18 protein-coding genes are annotated in these 18226 nt (G+C 37.2%); 12 read left to right on the top strand and 6 right to left on the bottom strand.

What is annotated here, in order from left to right:
• The first annotated feature begins 115 nt into the window (after positions 1–115).
• Positions 116–475 (top strand): DUF488 domain-containing protein, encoded by a 360-nt coding sequence (locus BME96_RS17290; RefSeq protein ID WP_019376699.1) that lies wholly within the window; start codon positions 116–118, stop codon positions 473–475.
• Between the two features lie 80 nt (positions 476–555).
• Here the strand turns inward: BME96_RS17290 and BME96_RS19695 are convergent, their stop codons facing one another.
• Positions 556–723 carry a hypothetical protein gene (locus tag BME96_RS19695; protein ID WP_019376698.1) on the bottom strand — a complete coding sequence of 56 codons (168 nt, stop codon included), beginning with the start codon at positions 721–723 and terminating at the stop codon, positions 556–558.
• 108 nt (positions 724–831) lie between these two features.
• Positions 832–1524 carry a Na-translocating system protein MpsC family protein gene (locus BME96_RS17285; RefSeq protein WP_019376697.1) on the bottom strand — a complete coding sequence of 231 codons (693 nt, stop codon included), beginning with the start codon at positions 1522–1524 and terminating at the stop codon, positions 832–834.
• A gap of 198 nt (positions 1525–1722) precedes the next feature.
• Here BME96_RS17285 and BME96_RS17280 point away from each other — a divergent pair, with 198 nt between their 5' ends.
• Both BME96_RS17280 and BME96_RS17275 read left to right on the top strand, forming a co-directional pair.
• A complete protein-coding gene (locus BME96_RS17280; RefSeq protein ID WP_071649750.1) occupies positions 1723–2169 on the top strand; it encodes an OsmC family protein in 447 nt (148 codons plus the stop codon).
• Positions 2170–3127: 958 nt separating this feature from the next.
• Complete coding sequence (locus BME96_RS17275) at positions 3128–4522, top strand: L-cystine transporter (RefSeq protein WP_071649749.1); 1395 nt, start codon at positions 3128–3130, stop codon at positions 4520–4522.
• Between the two features lie 70 nt (positions 4523–4592).
• On the opposite strand, the gene BME96_RS17270 is transcribed toward BME96_RS17275, so the two are convergent.
• Positions 4593–6389 (bottom strand): DNA ligase D, encoded by a 1797-nt coding sequence (locus BME96_RS17270; protein WP_071649748.1) that lies wholly within the window; start codon positions 6387–6389, stop codon positions 4593–4595.
• Between the two features lie 144 nt (positions 6390–6533).
• On the opposite strand from BME96_RS17270, the gene ku reads away from it, so the two are divergent.
• From ku to BME96_RS17250, 3 genes are all read left to right on the top strand, one after another.
• Positions 6534–7391: a non-homologous end joining protein Ku gene (gene ku / locus BME96_RS17265; RefSeq protein ID WP_071649747.1), complete on the top strand. Its 858-nt coding sequence runs from the start codon at positions 6534–6536 to the stop codon at positions 7389–7391.
• A gap of 707 nt (positions 7392–8098) precedes the next feature.
• Complete coding sequence (locus tag BME96_RS17255; protein WP_019379199.1) at positions 8099–9118, top strand: acyltransferase family protein; 1020 nt, start codon at positions 8099–8101, stop codon at positions 9116–9118.
• 33 nt (positions 9119–9151) lie between these two features.
• Positions 9152–9979, top strand: a complete 828-nt coding sequence (locus tag BME96_RS17250) for a sugar nucleotide-binding protein (RefSeq protein WP_071649745.1) — start codon at positions 9152–9154, stop codon at positions 9977–9979.
• Between the two features lie 95 nt (positions 9980–10074).
• Here the strand turns inward: BME96_RS17250 and BME96_RS17245 are convergent, their stop codons facing one another.
• Positions 10075–11418, bottom strand: a complete 1344-nt coding sequence (locus tag BME96_RS17245) for a YjiH family protein (RefSeq protein WP_019379201.1) — start codon at positions 11416–11418, stop codon at positions 10075–10077.
• Positions 11419–11550: 132 nt separating this feature from the next.
• Here BME96_RS17245 and BME96_RS17240 point away from each other — a divergent pair, with 132 nt between their 5' ends.
• The 6 genes from BME96_RS17240 to BME96_RS17215 all read left to right on the top strand — a co-directional run bounded on the left by BME96_RS17240 (position 11551) and on the right by BME96_RS17215 (position 16981).
• Positions 11551–13197, top strand: coding sequence for an ABC1 kinase family protein (locus BME96_RS17240; RefSeq protein WP_231478654.1), 1647 nt, complete (start codon positions 11551–11553; stop codon positions 13195–13197).
• A 13-nt stretch (positions 13198–13210) separates the two neighbouring features.
• The gene (locus BME96_RS17235) at positions 13211–13516 is read left to right on the top strand and encodes a phasin family protein (protein WP_019379203.1); all 306 of its coding nucleotides are present in this window, start codon (positions 13211–13213) and stop codon (positions 13514–13516) included.
• Positions 13517–13737: 221 nt separating this feature from the next.
• Positions 13738–15312 carry an FMN-binding glutamate synthase family protein gene (locus tag BME96_RS17230; protein ID WP_139342824.1) on the top strand — a complete coding sequence of 525 codons (1575 nt, stop codon included), beginning with the start codon at positions 13738–13740 and terminating at the stop codon, positions 15310–15312.
• Positions 15313–15439: 127 nt separating this feature from the next.
• Positions 15440–15643 carry a hypothetical protein gene (locus BME96_RS17225; protein ID WP_019379205.1) on the top strand — a complete coding sequence of 68 codons (204 nt, stop codon included), beginning with the start codon at positions 15440–15442 and terminating at the stop codon, positions 15641–15643.
• Between the two features lie 655 nt (positions 15644–16298).
• The gene (locus tag BME96_RS17220; RefSeq protein ID WP_019378259.1) at positions 16299–16592 is read left to right on the top strand and encodes a YwdI family protein; all 294 of its coding nucleotides are present in this window, start codon (positions 16299–16301) and stop codon (positions 16590–16592) included.
• A gap of 20 nt (positions 16593–16612) precedes the next feature.
• A complete protein-coding gene (locus BME96_RS17215; protein ID WP_019378258.1) occupies positions 16613–16981 on the top strand; it encodes a DUF423 domain-containing protein in 369 nt (122 codons plus the stop codon).
• Here the strand turns inward: BME96_RS17215 and BME96_RS17210 are convergent.
• Together BME96_RS17210 and gerQ are read right to left on the bottom strand one after the other, a co-directional pair.
• Positions 16976–17227: a hypothetical protein gene (locus BME96_RS17210; protein ID WP_019378257.1), complete on the bottom strand. Its 252-nt coding sequence runs from the start codon at positions 17225–17227 to the stop codon at positions 16976–16978. The two genes, BME96_RS17215 and BME96_RS17210, sit on opposite strands and share 6 nt — an antisense overlap.
• 107 nt (positions 17228–17334) lie before the next feature.
• Entirely contained in the window at positions 17335–17787 is a 453-nt protein-coding gene (gene gerQ, locus BME96_RS17205) for a spore coat protein GerQ (RefSeq protein WP_019378256.1), read from the bottom strand.
• Between the last annotated feature and the right edge of the window lie 439 nt (positions 17788–18226).

Raw genomic sequence — 18226 nt, 5'->3', positions numbered from 1 at the left:
TCTACTTTATTAGAAGAAACTATCTTTTAAAAGAGACGTTCTAAAATGGCTGAAAGCTTGCTTCGTGTTTCCGTTTGCTATGCAATGGGTAATGGGATAGTAAGGAGGAGATAGAATGCCTGTACAAATAAAGCGTATTTATAATGAAGAGGATCAAAACGATGGCTTTCGCGTACTTGTGGACCGTGTATGGCCTCGCGGTATGTCTAAAGAATCAGCCAATCTGGACGAATGGATGAAAAATATCGGTCCATCCAACGAACTCCGCAAATGGTTTAACCATGACCCCGAAAAGTTTTCTGAGTTTAAGAAGAAATATAAAGACGAACTTCAAAATGGAGACCAAAATGAGGAACTAGAAGAACTAAAAGATTTAACTAAAAAGCATAACAAGCATATTACTTTATTGTTTTCAGCGAAAGATGAAAACAATAATCAGGCAGCTGTTTTAAAAGAAATTCTCGATAGACAGTAATCTCTATCAACGCTACTGCACTCTCGCTATGCTGGGTAGATACCCCAGCATAGTTTAATGCGCGAACGGCTTCGTCTCACTTATTCTTTTTTTATAACAAGTTTATAGTTATCTGGAAGAAACACTTTCTGTTGAGACTCTTTTAAAAACAACTCAGCTTCTTCATAGGAATGAAAAGTAATTACCTTTCCGTCGAAGGCCATATCTGCATTTACTTCATTTGTTCCAATAGCCACTACTTTATACATAATTTCTAAATCCCCCTTCCCCTGAAAATAAAACAAAAAAATAGCCGAAAAGAGAATTTTCTCTTCTCGGCTTATGCCCAGGCGCTATTGTCCTGACATTCCCACCAACTATTTAGTTGTTTTTAAAATAAATACAACGTATCCAGCATCCTCAGCAAAATCCCAGTCTACAAATACATCCTGGATTTCCTGTTTTAAGACACTCTCTATATAATCTATATTTATTAAGGATTTCTCCAATTTTCTTTTTGATAATCTTAGCTGTTCAGAAAAACCTGATTTAATAAGCTCTTTCTCAATTAATACTAAAATTTGTTCTCGCTTTGAAATGATCGTACGTTCGTTTAGCTTGTAAGAAACTAAGTGTTTTGGGGTTTTTTGCGCTTTTTCTGTAAAGCGTCTAACCTCCTCGTGAAGCTTCTCTTTTGCTGGATAATCAAGGTCTTCCTCTTCAACTTCACTTTCACTTGATTCTAACTCAGCAAAAATAATTCCGGATTTTCTTTCCAATTCCCAATCATAAAGAATTGAATTTACATTTGTTTGTAATTCTGAAGTAAGAATCCATTTTATTTCAGGAATAAGCTCTCTCATCAAGAGATCCCTGGTCTCTTGGATTTTTAAATTATTTTTTTGGTTTAACAAAATACGTTCCATTGGGGCTAAAAAGTTTTGCAGATACATTGTGACAAACCCTTTGCTGATGGAAACATAGATAGACCCGGGGCCCTTCCCGAAGTTGTCTCGCAATAATTTACCAACAGAGCTTGCAATTATAGAAGCTTGACTTTTAGAATTCAATTACTCTCATCCTTTATTGGAGGAACGTACATTATTTTACATTCCCTGTTTTTAGTCTAACATTACCACCAATGAATGAAAACCAAACATGGCTAAATAATAGTGTTTGTAATAAAACAATAATTAATCTTTATTTTTACCTCGCTTTTTACTCTAATTTTCCTACCGTTTCTGCTATTCTGAGACAGAGGTGATAAAATGGCAGAACATCATTTTCATTTAAAGGCTACTTGGTCTGGTGGACGGAATAGTGATGGTTTTATTGAGTCTACAAACTTAAAAACAAAAATATCGATCCCTCCTGAAATGGATGGACCGGGGATTGGTACAAATCCAGATGAAATGTTACTTGGAGCAGCTGCAACTTGCTATGTAATAACGCTTGCTGCAATGATAGAGCGCGCTGAACTCCCTTTAGAAAATATGGGATTAAATTCAGAAGGTATTGTAGATGTGACAAAAGGAGTATTTACGTATAAGAAGATCATACATCGGCCTGAGGTTACGCTTAAGGAAAATGCGACTGAGGAACAAATTAATCAACTTAAAAAGCTAGTGGAAAAGGCAGAAAAAAGTTGCATGATCTCCAGAGCGATTCAAGGAAACGTAGAAATCGAATTGGAAGCAGATATTAGAGTAGGATAAGGGAAGCCCTCTCTTTTCGTTAATTAACGGAAGAGGGGGTTTTTAATTGGTTCTGATATATATGTTAAGGTTATTCAGTGATTCGGAATATAGATAAACTGCGACGTAACTTGGTTGTTTGTAAATGACCGTTTCGGAAAATACACTTCGCTTTCCGTGGGCAACGCTTCAGCTTCCTCGGAAGAAAACCACTTCCTGCGGGATCTTCAGCTGTTGCTTTTCCCACAGGAGTCTTCGTGTTTTTCCTTCACTGGTAAAGTGGTTAGATAATAACCCGTTATTTATGGTACAAAGCAGATACAAATTGATTGGAGTGGAGGGCGGCAATCTAAGAACGCCACGTCCTGGGACTGGGGCTGCGCTAACTCGCCCCATCGAAAACATTTGTGGCAACAATTGTATGACCAACGTCCTTGAAAAAGAAACCCGCTTTTTCTGCGTGCGATGTTTCTCTTAGAAGCTTTCCTTGTCCTGTTGGCCCGCGACTCCTGCCGGAATAGCATGAGGCGAAGACCCTGAACGGAGCGTAGCGGAGGAAGCGGCTGAGGCCATGCCGGTGGAAAGCGTCCGCCTGAAACGGAAATCAATGGGGCACTTCTTCTCAAATATTTCACTGAGCTTTTCATCAATAAAGTTACTTCGCAGTATACTCCTACTATGAATGAACAAAATACTATGCTTGTATCCCAATGTCTGTAGCAAAACTTCTTAATTTGAAAAATATATCTCATATATGGATATGTCTTTCTAATCCTCGCTCACAGGAAGGTATTATTGACCACTGATTTCTTCAAAAATATATTCGAATTGTTACCAAACTTGCTTGACACTTCTCTTAAATCAATGTATTTTAAATTAAGTCATAGTAAATTTATCGGAATTATATATTTTAGGTCATTTCTATAAACTTATGCATATAATAAATTTACTAAATGATTAACAGGGAGGGGAAGAAGAAATGGATTTACTTTATATATTTCTAAATATTGCCGTATTGTTAGCTGTAATTGGTTTGCTAATTTGGATGCAAAAGAAGCACTATTCTTTTTCTAGAAGAGTGTTTACAGGTTTGGGCTTGGGAATTTTATTGGGGACGGTTTTACAATTAATCTATGGCACGGGGTCTGATGTGCTGACCGCAACAACAGACTGGTACAGCATTGTTGGTAGCGGGTATGTGCGTTTACTTATGATGATTGTTATACCATTAGTACTCGTATCCATTATTCAGTCAATCATTAATTTGGAAAACTCAGCTGAGTTAGGAAAGATGTCAGCATGGATTATCGGGATATTAATAACCACCACGATGGTTGCTGCTTTTGTAGGAATAGGGACTGCTACATTATTTGATTTAAGTGCAGAGCAAATTGAAGCAGGTCAAGCAGAGAGTGAACGAGGGACAATGCTGGAAACAACATTAGGAGAGGTGCAAAATCAATCCACCCCCGATAAGATCCTTAATTTCATTCCATCAAATATTTTTATGGATATGACAGGACAACGCTCTACTTCTGTAATAGCTGTTGTTATTTTCTCTATTATTGTAGGGATTGCCGTACTTGGTGTACGACGTAAAAACCCGGAGCAGGCAGAAATGTTTACGAAGATTATAAACTCCCTGTACGCTGTGGTAATGCGAATAGTGACATTGGTGTTACGTTTAACACCATTTGGTATTTTGGCGTTAATGGCTAATACAGTAGCAAACACAGATTTTGCTGGAATTGTAGAGCTTGGTAAATTTGTAATTGCTTCTTATGTAGCATTATTTGTTATGTTTATCATTCACTTAGTGTTAGTAGGAGTGTTTGGTTTAAATCCATTAACATATCTGAAAAAGGTAATACCTGTACTTGGCTTTGCGTTTACTTCCAGATCCAGTGCGGGAACCATTCCGTTGAACATTCAAGCCCAGAAAAACTCTTTAGGTGTAGATCAAGGAATCGCAAACATGTCAGCATCTTTTGGAGCAACAATGGGGCAGAATGGATGTGCGGGTATTTATCCTGCTATGCTTGCAGTCATGATTGCGCCAACAGTTGGTATTGATCCACTATCACCAGGCTTCATTCTGCAGTTGGTATTAATTATCGGTGTTAGCTCATTCGGTATTGCTGGTGTGGGCGGCGGAGCGACATTTGCTGCATTAATTGTCCTCTCGTCCATGAATATGCCTGTAGCTCTTGCTGGTCTTCTTATATCCATTGAAGCTTTAATTGATATGGGACGTACAGCATTGAATGTTAATGGTGCCATGGTTTCAGGAACAATAAGCTCTCGTATCTTGGAAAAATTGAATCTAAAAACGTTTAATGACAAAACAGCAATTGAAGAAAGCACTTCTTTATAAATAGAAAATCCGTTTTCCTTATTGGGAAACGGATTTTTTAGTAAATATAAATCTCCAGTTTGTTACTGATTTAACCTCGTATAAGTGATAATACTTTATCCAGTTCTTGATTTTCGCCAACCTTAAAGTAATCGTTGAAGGGGCAACCAAGTGTTTGTACTCGTTCTATCATATTTTTTACTGTGAAACACGTTGGTTCTAATCCTTCTTTAACTTCTTCCCAAAATAAAGGGGTAGAAACTGTAGCTTCTTCCGTCCTTCTTGGGGAATATGGAGCAATAATAGTCTTGTCCTTACCATGCTGTACATAATCAATATAGAGCCTTTCATTCCGCTTTTTCTTCATTCGTTCCGTTGTAAATAAGTTAGGATAAGCTGTCTCCACTGTCCAGGCAATGGATTGAGTGATTAATGCCGTATCCTCATAGGATAGCTTATTAGACGGAAGTGGAATGTGTATTTGCAGACCTTTATTTCCGGAGGTTTTTACAAAGGAAGTGAGCTCTAATTCATCAAGCATTGGCTTAATAATATTTGCTGCTTTAATAGCTAAACTAAATCTTTTTCGATCTGGTGGATCTAAATCAAATACAATCTCATGTGGATGTGTTTGTGTAATATATTGAAATGGAACATGATATTCCACAGCTCCATGATTTGCAAACCAAATAAGTGAATCAAGCGAGTCACAAATAATGAGCTTTTCATTTTCATAAAGGCTGGAGTTAATAAAATCCGGTGCGTAGTCAGGTAGATGCTTTTGAAAAAAATGCTCATTGCTAACTCCGTCCGGTGCGCGAATAATTGTAAGAGCTTTACTTTTAATAAACGGAAGCATATAGGGGGCTATTTCCCTTATGTATACAAGTAAATCCCCTTTTGTATAACCGGTACTCGGCCAAAAAATCTTTTCTGTATTCGTAAGCTCCACCTTTTGGGGAAGCATAGCCATATCCAGCTCAAGCTTCTGCTGGGTGCACTCAGTCGCTGATATATTTGGCAACAGTGTGGAAAACTCAGGTTCTCTTAACTCATTTTTATATAAGTCTAGTGTATGAAGAGAGGCACATATGGCCGGAGGAAGTTCATAGCTCTCTCCATGCTCCACACCATTTTTAATGAAGAATTGGGCAATGGAGGAGAACGTGTCTTTATCCAATCCATGCTTACATTTCCCAATAGTGCTTATATTTTCTCCATTAAATACTCCTACAGTAAAGTAATTATTTTTCTTGTCATAGGTCGTAAGAAAACCATGGAAGGTTCGCCAATTTTTTATTTTTAACCAATCATGATGCCCTTTGCCCGGTTGGTAAATACTTCGCTTTCTCTTTGCAATCATTCCTTCTCCCTTATAATTAAAAATTATTTCCCATAATTTATTCGGGTTTTCAAATGCTTTTACGATACGTAGCTGAGGTACCTTAATAGTTGCTAAAAGAGATTCTAGAGCAATTTTCCGTTCAATATAAGGGACTTTTTCCATGTTTTCCTTGCCTTGTTGCCAAAGGTCAAATGCTAAAAAAGATGCAGGTCTGGTCTCAGCTGCTTTGAGGATAGCTGCTTTATTTTTCAGGCGACCTCGTTTCTGTAGAGCGGAGAAATTCCCTTGATAGTCATTGTTTAGAATGACGAGTTCTCCATCTAAGGTTATCGGCAGGACTTCTGTCATTTCTGATTCTACTGCATATAGTGCTTCGACAATTTCTGGAAATCCCTTTGTAAGTTCTTTATTATTTTTACTTACCAGTTTAATTTCTCCTTGATTCCAGTATATAACACAACGAAAGCCATCGTACTTTATTTCATATAACCAATTCTCTCCCTGAGGAATGTCATTACTGCTAATAGGCTTCATCACTGGCATGTCTTTCCGCCTTTCTTCTTTACTAGTACTAGTAAAACGCTTGCGCTTTTATTCATAACTTGGCTTATTTTAAGAAAAATACTCGCTGAGAGGATAAAAAGATATACAACCGACAAACTATGTAGAAAAGGGAGGTACGTATTTATGCACACGATGTGGAAGGGCACCATAAGTTTCGGATTGGTGAACATACCAGTAAAAATGCATGCAGCAACAGAGAATAAGGATGTGAAGCTTCGTCAGCTTCATAAGGAGTGCCAATCACCTGTGAAATATGAGAAGGTTTGTCCTGTTTGTGATCGAAAGGTAGAGAATGAGGAAATTGTGAAGGCATATGAATACGCTAAAAATAAGTTTGTGATTTTAGATGATGAAGAACTGGAAGCCTTGCAAAAGGAACAGGCCGATAAAGCAGTTGAAATTGTAGATTTTGTAAAGCTGGAAGAAATTGATCCGATCTATTTCGAAAAAAGCTATTACTTATCACCAAATGAAGGTGGCGGGAAGGCTTACGGTTTATTACGAAGTGCTTTGAAAGACACTGGGAAAATTGGCGTAGCGAAAATGATTATCCGTTCAAAAGAGCAGCTTGCTGTGATCCGTGTATACGAAAATACACTTATTGTAGAGACGATTCACTATCCTGATGAAGTCCGGAGTGTACAAGATGTGCCAAACGTGCCTGAAGAAGTAGCTGTCGCGAAAAAAGAACTCGACACTGCGAAAATGTTAATTGATCAGTTAACAGCTGAGTTTGAACCTGAAAAATATAAAGATGAATATCGCACCGCATTGCTTGATTTAATTGAAGATAAGAAAAATAATGAGCAAACAACTACGGCGAAGGATGTAAGCACAAGACCGGCTACAGCCACAGGTGCTGATAATTTAATGGATGCACTGCAAGCCTCTTTAGAGAGGGCTAAAAAAGAAAAACCGAAGCCAAAACAACCAAAACGTAAAACAAAAACAACAACACAGAAAAAGAAAACAGCAACGTAAAAGTCTCTATTTTTTGAGGCTTTTTCTTTTTGTAAAAAGTTATGGTAAATCGAGGAGTCCTAGAAAACGTATGCCCTGTAAGAGAGTCATAAAAGAGAAATATTTGTTATTTTAGGTTCTATAGCAAATGTTGAGGTCCAAACATTATCTCGTACATTCATAATAGGGGGAAAACTATTCTTGCGTTAATACAAAATGGCTATAATGGCTTTAGTATTAGATTGAAAAAGCTTGATTACATCTTCAAGGACAAGAAAGAAGCTTACTGGGCATTTGGAATTTTTAAGCTCATACAAATTGATTGGAGCGGAAGGGGGCGACTCCTGCCGGAATAGCATGAGCTGAAGACCCTGCACGGAGCGTAGCGGAGGAAGCGGCTGAAGCCATGCCGGCGGAAAGCGTCCCCCTGAAGCGGAAAACAATGGGACTTCCCTCTTTAACTATTTCAGTGAACTTTCCAGCAAATAATTAAATTATTCACCAAGTCACTTCGCAGTTTATCCATTTTTCGATTCATAAGATAACTTCAATTTAATTCGAACCTCCAAATATAAAAACCTTATTTCTGCCACACATATTACAAATATTCAAGTTATTTTCATTCTGCTAACAAATGGTTAACAACTACTTTAAATAGGATTGAAACTCCGTTTAAACGTGTAAAATAGGGTATAGAATACGTAAATAAAAGTTTAAGGATGAGTGTAATGGAAAGAAACGCCTTCTTTGATAATGCGAAGTTCATTTTAATATTCCTTGTGGTGTTCGGTCATATGATTCAACCATTTACAGATGGTTCTACAACTATAAACACGCTGTATATGTGGATTTACACCTTTCATATGCCTGCATTTATTTTGTTGGCGGGTTTTTTTGCCAAAGGTTCAGGGAACATTTCTTATATACTGAATTTAATAAAAAAACTACTTGTACCCTATTTGATTTTCCAATTAATCTATACAGGCTATTACTTTATGATTGGGAAATCCGGTTGGCAAAATGATTTATTTCACCCGCAATGGGCTCTATGGTTTTTGTTTAGTTTATTCTGTTGGCATCTTTTGCTGTATTGGTTCAAAAAAATACCAGCAGTATTAAGTATTACACTTGCTGTTCAAATCGGCTTGATCGTTGGTTACTTTGGAGAAATTGGACACACATTTAGTTTATCTCGTACATTTGTGTTTTTCCCATTTTTCCTAGCTGGTTACTGGCTAACAGAGAAGCAAGTAATGTTAGTTAAACGAAAAGTATTTAAAGTGATATCTGTTGGTGTAATGGCCGCAATTGCATTTGCTATCTACTACATGCCTGATTTCAACTCAGGTTGGTTACTTGCATCCAAATCTTATGGAGATTTAGGAATGAGTGAGTACGGTGGTTTAGCTCGACTAGCGGTTTATATTACAGCAGCAATTATGGTAGCGAGTGTGTTGGCATGGATACCAAAAAGTAAGCAGACTTTTACTAAACTTGGAACAAGGACATTATATGTGTACCTTCTGCATGGGTTTTTTATTCAGTATTTCCGTCAAATAGATGTATTTAAAATTAATAATCTTGTTGACTTTGTAGGATTGGCAGCTATTTCTATGGGGATTGTTCTCCTCCTATCCAGTAAGCCTGTGCTGGGAATTTGGCAGCCTATAATTGAAGGAAAAGCATCCATTATGAAGAAAGCCTATCACGAGAAAATAAGTAAAAAGCAGCCTGGAACAGAATCATAATTCTAACTGTCTTAAAGAGAGGAAGTGTTAGGTATGAAGGTTTGTGTATTTGGGGCAAATGGTTATGTTGGGTCATCCGTTTATAAAGTACTAAAGGATATTTCTGGCATAGAAGTTAGTGGGACGTTTTTAGAAGAGCCGTCCATGTTTGACGATCTAGTAAAGTTAGATGTAAATGAACCGGAATCGTTTTCTGAATACTTTAAGGAAGAACAGCCAGATGTAGTCGTTTGGTCAGTAATGGCTGGACCAAATGAACATGAATTAACAGATCAAGGCTTAATACACTTAATCACACATCTTACTCCAGAGACGAAGCTAATCTATCTCTCGTCTGATTTTGTTTATAGTGCAGGAAATGGACCGTATAAGGAAGAAGATCCATTATCAACATTGCCTGAGGATCATACGTTTAGTAATTATACAAATGCTAAGGTAAAGGCCGAACGGCTCATTGATAAGGAGTTAACAAATTACGCTATTTTGCGCGCTGGTCCAATATACGGTGAAAATGCAATTGGAAAGCTGGATGAACGAACAGATAAACTAGGCTATCATTTGCGTGCAGAGAAGCCGATAGCATTTCGGGATGATCTCATTCGGTCATTTGTGCATGTAGCGGATTTGGCAGACGTTATTGTAGAGTTCGTCCAAAATGATCTGATCGGTGTTTATAATACTGGACCTGGAAAGACACAAAGCTTCTATGAATTTATGAGGGAAGAAGCAGAAAAAATGGGCTATAATGCAGATTTAGTTGAAAAAGGTTCTGAAGAAGAACGAGTAGATGAAGAAATTCCGAAGAATACTTCTCTGAACACGGAAAAAATTAAAGAAAAATTGAAACTAAATTTCAGATAAAACGTATAGCATATCACCCCTTTTTTTATAAAAGAAAAAGACGGTCATCTATGAGGTGACCGTCTTTTTCGTATTTGCTTATAAACCTGTATGAATTAAAAAATCAGATGAGCAATCAGTGTAATAATAGGCAATGTAATTAATGTTCGAAGTAAGAAAATAATTGCCAGGTCCTTAAATGATACAGGTACCTTGGAGCCGAGTAATAAGCCACCAACCTCAGACATATAAATTAACTGTGTAACAGACAAGCCTGCGATAATAAATCTCGTAATCTCTGCATCAATGGATGAAGCAAAAATGGCAGGTAAAAACATATCTGCAAAACCAATTAAAACCGTCTCGGATGCCTGAGCAGCATATGGTACTTGCATTAGTTCAAGTAAAGGGATAAACGGCATGCCAAGCCACTGGAATACTGGAGTGTATTCGGCAATAATCAAAGCAACTAAACCGAAAGCCATAACTACTGGGGCGACACCCATCCACATATCGAGGATATTTTGTCCGCCTTCTTTGAAAAATTGATATACACTCGTTTCCTTTTTTCCGCGGTCCAATGCTTTTTTATAACCAAATGTAAAAGAGTTGTAGCCTTTAGGAATGTCCTCATTAATTCCTTCTGCATCATCTTTTACAAAGGAATCGGCTTTTCTTGAAAGTGGCGGTATTCTTGGCATAATTAAAGCAGCGATAAATCCAGCTATTAGTACAGTTGCATAAAAAGGAACAAACATATGCTCTAAGCCTACTTCAGAAATTACTACTAGTGTGAACGTAATGGAAACAATAGAAAAGGTTGTCCCAATTACGGCGGCTTCACGCTTTGTATAGTAACCATCTTCGTATTGCCGACTAGTTAAAAGCACTCCAATAGTACCGTCACCAATCCAAGAAGCTAATGAATCAATGGATGCTCTACCTGGTAAGCGAAATAGCGGGCGCATAATTTTTGTCATTAATGTACCGAATAATTCTAGTAAACCAAAATTCATAAGTAATGGTAGAAATAATCCGGCGAATAAAAAGACAGCGAATAGAACATGAAGCAGATCATCCAATAATACCTCACCTGTATTGGGACCATATATTGCTTCCGTACCTAAATCAAAATAAACCATAACTGCAAATACTGCGGCGACAGCCCTTGTAATTGTCCAGAATATGCTTACATGAAATAAGTTTTGAAAAAACGGTGTATTTTTAAAAATAGAACTAAGCCTTGCCATTATTGTCATTATGGCAGTCAGCACAATAATAATCATCATTATCATAGATAGCTGATCAGCAAGCTTATCCTGAACCCAATTTGCTAAAACGGCAATTGGTATCGTTAAACCTTCTTTTGTTTGTACAGGACACATAAATAAAAATATTCCAATGAGGGAAGGAATAATAAATTTAAGATGATCACTCCATTTGTAGTTTTGCTTGTTCATATAATCCTCCCTGAATAACTCTTTTTTGTACTATTATACAGGGGGTTGTATAAATATCCAAGCGTTTTATTTAAGTATACAGACATGTTTTATTTCATATATTACCGGGAAATGGCTATAGAGGTGTTTAATGTGAAAAATGCGTTAACATATAATATGTTTTACCGGTGTACGGTTATCGTATGGATGGTCGTAAAATTTATCTCTCAAATTTATTTTTTTCATCTTTTTCATGGGATTTGGGATGAACAGACGAAACGAAAATGGGAACACCTGCTACATAAACAGGCTGTAGAATATCGGAAAAAAGCCGTTAAAATGGGTGGGGTATTAATAAAGGTGGGTCAGTTTCTTAGTACAAGAACAGACTTTATGCCGGAAGTATTTATTAAAGAATTGAGTGGCTTGGTCGATCGTGTCCCCCCAATGCCATATAGCTATGCAAGTCGTTTGCTTAAAGAAGAGTGGGGAGCGGAACCTGATGAATATTTAGAGGATATAAACAAAGCCTCCATTGCTTCAGCTTCGATAGGGGAAGTCTACTACGCAAGGTTAAAAGGAAGCGGGAAGGAAGTTGCAATTAAGGTTCAGCGGTATCAAGTGGAAAAAATCTTTCATATGGATTTTAAAGCATTACGAGTTGTGTTTTGGATTATTTCTTTCTTTACTTCTTTTGGTAAAAAAGCAGATTTAAAATCACTCTATTTGGAACTAATACGGGTAATGGATCGTGAACTGGATTTTACCCAGGAGTTGCATTATGGAAAATATTTTAAAGAAAGATTTAAAGATGATAAGACGGTATATATTCCGGCGTTTATGGAGGAGCTATGTACAAAAAGAGTGTTGGTTATGGAATGGGCGGAAGGTGCAAAAATAACTGACCTTGAATTTATGCGTAAGCATCATATTCAACCAGAAAGAATTGCAAAAAATCTATTTAACTTTTATAGTGAGCAGTTTTTAAACCCAGGAAACTTTCACGCAGACCCGCATGCAGGTAATTTATTGATTAATAAAAATGGTATAATTACTATACTGGATTTTGGAATGGTGGGAGAAGTTAAAAAGCAAGATACCACTTACTTTAAACACTTGATTCAAGGTGTAATTATTGATGATTACGATCGTGTAATTGAAGCGTTGGAACAAATGAATTTTGTTTTGCCAAATGCAGACACGAATAAACTAAAGAAAATGGTAAAACAACTGATCGAAATGTATCGGGATGGTTCATTTAAAAATATGGATGGACAGTTGCTCGAGCAAATTAAACAGGATATTAAACTGTTTGTAAAAGAGCAACCAATTCAGTTGTCTGCCGAATATGCCTATTTAGGACGGGCGATATCTATTAATATAGGTATACTTTTTGCAATATATCCAGAAACAGACATAGAAAAATGGGCCAAACCTAAAATCAAGAAATGGCTTGGCAGCAAGACGCTAATTGAGTCAATTTATAAACAATACGCGAAAGAATCCATTGAACCTATCTTTTCTTTTCCGAAAGCAATGTTAGGATGGCTGGAAAATGGGGAAAAGGATAGAGAATGGGATAAGGAAAAACAAGAAAAAACATGGAAACATCACTTTTTTCTCGTACTGGAGTCATTTCATTTTATTATGATTCTAGTCAGTATTGCAGCAAGCTGGTATGGCTATGTAGAAGGCTATACTATATTTGGAAGCTTTGGTCTGGCTGGTATTACCTACTTTGTGATTATGTTTACTATACTTGCCAGAAAGCATTACAAGGTAATTCAATCTATAAAATAAAGGAGTGCTAAAAATGAATGAATTACTAAAAAAGGGATTCTTATTAGGACTTGGAGCAGCCGTAACAAGTAAAGAGAAATTTGATCAGAAACTAAAGGAACTTGTAGATAAAAATGAACTGACACAGGATGAAGCTAGGACCGTACTTCAAAGCTTTACAGATAAAGGCGAAATGAAAAAGGATGAATGGAGTGCCAAGCAGTTTGAGCAAACCCAGAAAATGGCAAAGGACCTTGGTCTGGCAACAAAAGAAGATATAAATGAATTGCGTGCACGCATTACGGAGCTGGAAGAAAAACTAGGAGAAAATGAATTATAAAAAACAGGTCATTACTGGCCTGTTTTTTCTTTAAAAATTTTTACTAGACGTTCTTTCTATCGAGATAGCATACTCAAAGAATTAAATATAACTCTTCACCGTAAAGGACAACTACTCAGGCTTGTCCTTTACACTAACGTAGGTGAACTAGTCTAATGTTTAGCATGATTGAAGGAGGGTATTGCTATTATGACGTATATAGACAAAGGGAGGAGATTGAAATGGAAAATGCACTATTAATAGTAATAGTTAGTTTAATAGCTGTTCTTATACTTATTCCATTACTCGTTTTATTGCGGATTTACTTATTTGATGTGAAACAAGATGAGCATTCTATTCTGCGTAATTACCCTCTATTAGGGAAGATGCGGTATATCATAGAAAAGATGGGGCCCGAGTTAAGGCAATACTTATTTAATAATAATAATGAAGGAAAGCCATTTCATCGAAGAGAGTTCGAATTTGTTTATAAAGCGGGAAAATATAATGATCGAATGATTGGCTATGGATCAGAGCGTGATTTCCACGAGAGTGGATTATATGTTGTAAACAATATGTTCCCTAAGCTGCGAGACGAAATAAAGGTTGATCAACAGCCTAAAGTTAAAACTAAATTATATAAAATAGATAATGAGAAGCTATTTAGTCGAAAAGAACATCGGGAAGAGGGAGAGTTAGATCCATTTTATTTAACAGATGATGAAGCGATTGTACTGGGCGAGAACACCGCCCGTCATCCTTTTAAAATTAAAGGCCTGATTGGGCAATCAGCGATGAGTTTCGGATCACTGGGAGATCATGCTATTACAGCACTCTCCGAAGGGCTTGGCATGGCAGGTGGAACATGGATGAATACAGGAGAAGGCAGTGTCTCCCCATATCATTTAAAAGGCGATGTGGATATTATTATGCAAATTAGTCCTGGTCTGTTTGGTGTCAGGACAAAGGATGGGGAGTTTTCATGGGAGGAATTCAAAAAGAAAAGTGATAATAACCAAATTAAAGCATTTGAGCTAAAAGTAGCACAAGGGGCAAAACAGCGTGGCGGTCATGTGGATGGTAAAAAAATTACAAAAGAAATTGCGGAGATTAGAAAGGTTGAACAAGGCAAGGATGTTAACAGCCCTAACCGTTTCCATGGTATTAATAACGGCAAAGAGTTTTTGGAATTTCTAGAACAATTGCGAGATGTCGGTGGTAAACCTGTTGGTATGAAAATTGTTGTAGGTAATCAGGAACAGGTAGAGAACTTAATGAAAGCAATGAAGGAAACAGACATTATACCTGATTTTATTACAGTAGATGGAGGTAACGGAGGAACCGGCGCTTCTTATTATGAATTGGCTGATTCTGTAGGACTTCCAACATTTGCTGCACTTCCTATGGTTGATGAATTGTTAAAAAAATACGATTTGCGGGAGAGAACGCATATTATTGCTTCTGGGCAGTTACTTACACCAGATAAGATTGTGATGGCATTGGCACTAGGTGCTGACATGATAAATATTGCAAGAGGATTTATGCTTAGTGTCGGTTGTATTATGGCCGAAGTGTGCCACACCAACAATTGTCCAACAGGTGTAGCGACAACAGATCCCAAATTACAACAAGCGCTAAGCATTGAAGAGAAAAAATACAGAGTTTGTAATTATTTGTTGGCATTGAGAGAAGGGGTTTTTGAAATGGCTGCTGTAGCTGGAATAGATTCACCTACAAAATTCACAAGAGAGCATGTTGTTCTAAAGGACCAATTACAAGAGGTAAGTAATCGCAAGGATTATTCTTATATAAGCTAAAGATTTTGTCAGTATGAGTAGTTTTCTGTAAATTCAGCATATTTATAAAAGTTTTTATTGAAATAATGGCTGTTTCCGTTTACAATATGAGTAGATTTTAATTTCTCGACTCTACAGGGGGTTGTCGATGACTAGTCTAGGGGAATTTTGCAGAGAGCTACAAACAAATCTAGAGAGGCCTTTCAACAACAAAGAGTTGGAGTTTATTAAGTGGATGTATGAGCAGCATGTAGCTGAACAGAAAGGAAGATTAAAAAAAGAAGTTCTGTTAATGTCTGAAGTAGCTTTTTTAAAGGAAGATAACATCCATGTGAAAAACTTTATACTTTAACCACTTTACTCTGCTTACGCAGGGTTTTTTTTTTTGTTCACTCTTTTTTAATTGTTTTTTTAGATACCTCTTAAAATGGAATAACTGCGAAGTAACTTGGTAGTACTACAAATTCTCGTCTCGGAAAATAACGCATTCTGTTGCCGATTAATTTGCTCTTCGGCGGATAGTTTTGATCTGCTGCCGATTAATTTGTTCACCGGCAGATTACTTCTCTCTGCTGCCGATTAGTTTGTTCACCGGCGGATTATTTCACTCTGCTGCCGATTAATTTGTTCACCGGCGGATTATTTCACTCTGCTGCCGATTAATTTGTTCACCGGCGGATAATATCGCTCTACTGCCGATTAATTTGTTCACCGGCGGATAGTTTTGCTCTGCTGCCGATTAATTTGTTCACCGGCGGATTATTTCACTCTGCTGCCGATTAAATTGCTCTCCGGCGGATAGTTTCGCTCTGCTGCTGATTAAATTGTTCTCTAGCGGATAATCTCCGCTCCGCTACTGATTGCCCCCAGATTACTTCGCAGTTCCCTCCAACTGTGCAGCAACAACTGACATTTGAAAAAATAGGTTGTCCAAACCCTTCTTAAGTTAATTTCATGGAATAACATGATATAATGGCAGATGAATCGATTGGAAGGAGCGATCGTAAGTGGCAGTAGCAAATGAAACGATTATAATTAAAATGAAAGAAGAGTTAGGCCGTGCGGAGAAATGGGCGGATAATCCTGAAAAAATGTCTAAGTCAATAAGTAATATCCGTCTATTATGTGATTTATTGCTGGAAGCGGATGAGACTTCGAAAAGTAATCAAATAGATAGCAATGAAATCTCTCCTGAAGAAATGAAAGCAATGATTGGAAAGGCAAACGCTGGTCAACCTTCAGTAAATAAATCTACAATTGATCATGAAGAAGCGAACGGGGATTCCTTATTTGATTTTTAATATAGAAGGGAAGGATTACAATGAAATTGTTTTTATTACTAGGAGTAATTAATGGCTTTTTGGCAGTAGCCTTGGGAGCTTTTGGCGCTCATGGCTTAGAAGGAAAAATTTCCGAAAAAGCTTTGGCTACTTGGGAAAAAGCGGTTAACTATCAAATGTTTCATACCATGGCGTTACTAGTGACTGGATTGTTAGCAACAAAAATCACCGGGAGCGGTATCAGTTGGGCTGGATGGATGTTTTTTATTGGCATCATTCTTTTTTCAGGAAGTCTATATATTTACTCGACAACTGCAATAAAAACCTTCGCAATGATTACTCCATTGGGAGGAGTAGCTTTCCTGATCGGTTGGATAATCTTAGGCACAGTCATTGTGAAAGCATTATAATTTAAAGATGAAATAAGTAGTAAAAATAAATAATAAGATAGCTCGCAGCACTTGTTTTGCTGCTAGTGGTGCTTGATTTGTATGAATATGGATTAATGCATCTACAATTAAACTGAGAGAAATGAGATATACACATAGAAAAATAAGGGTGATAAAACCTTTAATCAGTGCAAGGGTCCCTATAATTAGCGCACAGATAATCGATATGATTTCTAATCGGATCAATCTAGTGTACGGATGGCGCATAGGGTGGGCTCCTCTCCATGTCTTTCTTTGTTGAAATGGCAAAGGATGGCCTCAGTAATTAAGGTGCCATCCTTTGCCATTTAATGGCTAAACGTTTTCTTCGTATTCTACCTAGGGGAATACATAGCCATTTGACTACCGCCGTCATATGGGTAGGAATAATTTATTTCTTCATCAAATGTCACGTAATCCAAATAAACCATTAATAGTAGATACCTTTTTCCAGTTTGCGGATCACTTAATATAAGATGGTCTCTTCCAGCTGCCTCAATAATTCCTTTAAAAACCTTTGCATTCCACTGATTGTTATTCTCAAATGTCATATAAACAGTTGCCTTTTTTCCTCTATTTAAGCGCAAGATATTTTCAATGTACGATTCTTGTAATGGAAGCATTCCTTGCTCCTGTGTTGTAGGGGCTTGTGGCTGCTGTGGATAGTTAGGGTACTGTCTCTGCTGATTGGCAGGATAGTACGCTGGTGAAGTTTGTGGGTAATAGTAATAAGGGTATGCCTGATACGGATTTCCTGTATACTGTTGCTTATTGTCTTTCTCGCTCATAAAATAACCTCCTTAATTTAAACATACATAGATTAACGAAAGACTGCTGGACACTCCGAAGAAGAAGGGGAATAAAAACAATGTGATTTGTATCTCCCCGAATTTTCCGTGTGTGCAACAACGGCCATCATAACTCCTCATTTCTGCATAAGCATGATGCATGACTCACTAAATTATATGTATGCCCAGAATGATTAAATGATGACAAAATAGTTTAGGTTTAAATAGGTGTTTAAAGGAGGAGGGGCTATTAAATAAACGAAAGCTTTTCTGTGAGAAGGAATTAATCACCAGCAGAACAGGAATATCCGCAGTAGAGCGAGATAATCTGCCGGAGATTAAAATAATTGGCAGGAGAGATTATTTATTTTACTGATCATTGAATAACCCAACAAATAGATTTGAACCTAAAAAAGAGCCGTCTCAACTGAACGGCTCT

Origin of the sequence: Virgibacillus halodenitrificans (assembly GCF_001878675.1) — a bacterium.
Classification (GTDB): domain Bacteria; phylum Bacillota; class Bacilli; order Bacillales; family Amphibacillaceae; genus Virgibacillus_Q; species Virgibacillus_Q halodenitrificans.
The sequence above is the reverse complement of the archived record's forward strand: the minus strand, read 5'-3'. Positions and strand labels throughout refer to the sequence as shown.

What these genes read in the sequence shown, in the direction of transcription:
- ku (WP_071649747.1), top strand. Translation starts at nt 6,534, where the DNA reads ATGCACACGATGTGGAAGGGCACCATAAGTTTCGGATTGGTGAACATA.
- BME96_RS17235 (WP_019379203.1), top strand. Translation starts at nt 13,211, where the DNA reads ATGAATGAATTACTAAAAAAGGGATTCTTATTAGGACTTGGAGCAGCC.
- BME96_RS17280 (WP_071649750.1), top strand. Translation starts at nt 1,723, where the DNA reads ATGGCAGAACATCATTTTCATTTAAAGGCTACTTGGTCTGGTGGACGG.
- BME96_RS17270 (WP_071649748.1), bottom strand. Translation starts at nt 6,389, where the DNA reads ATGCCAGTGATGAAGCCTATTAGCAGTAATGACATTCCTCAGGGAGAG.
- BME96_RS17245 (WP_019379201.1), bottom strand. Translation starts at nt 11,418, where the DNA reads ATGAACAAGCAAAACTACAAATGGAGTGATCATCTTAAATTTATTATT.
- BME96_RS17225 (WP_019379205.1), top strand. Translation starts at nt 15,440, where the DNA reads ATGACTAGTCTAGGGGAATTTTGCAGAGAGCTACAAACAAATCTAGAG.
- BME96_RS17275 (WP_071649749.1), top strand. Translation starts at nt 3,128, where the DNA reads ATGGATTTACTTTATATATTTCTAAATATTGCCGTATTGTTAGCTGTA.
- BME96_RS17230 (WP_139342824.1), top strand. Translation starts at nt 13,738, where the DNA reads ATGGAAAATGCACTATTAATAGTAATAGTTAGTTTAATAGCTGTTCTT.
- BME96_RS17255 (WP_019379199.1), top strand. Translation starts at nt 8,099, where the DNA reads ATGGAAAGAAACGCCTTCTTTGATAATGCGAAGTTCATTTTAATATTC.
- BME96_RS17210 (WP_019378257.1), bottom strand. Translation starts at nt 17,227, where the DNA reads ATGCGCCATCCGTACACTAGATTGATCCGATTAGAAATCATATCGATT.
- BME96_RS17250 (WP_071649745.1), top strand. Translation starts at nt 9,152, where the DNA reads ATGAAGGTTTGTGTATTTGGGGCAAATGGTTATGTTGGGTCATCCGTT.
- BME96_RS17290 (WP_019376699.1), top strand. Translation starts at nt 116, where the DNA reads ATGCCTGTACAAATAAAGCGTATTTATAATGAAGAGGATCAAAACGAT.
- gerQ (WP_019378256.1), bottom strand. Translation starts at nt 17,787, where the DNA reads ATGAGCGAGAAAGACAATAAGCAACAGTATACAGGAAATCCGTATCAG.
- BME96_RS17215 (WP_019378258.1), top strand. Translation starts at nt 16,613, where the DNA reads ATGAAATTGTTTTTATTACTAGGAGTAATTAATGGCTTTTTGGCAGTA.
- BME96_RS19695 (WP_019376698.1), bottom strand. Translation starts at nt 723, where the DNA reads ATGTATAAAGTAGTGGCTATTGGAACAAATGAAGTAAATGCAGATATG.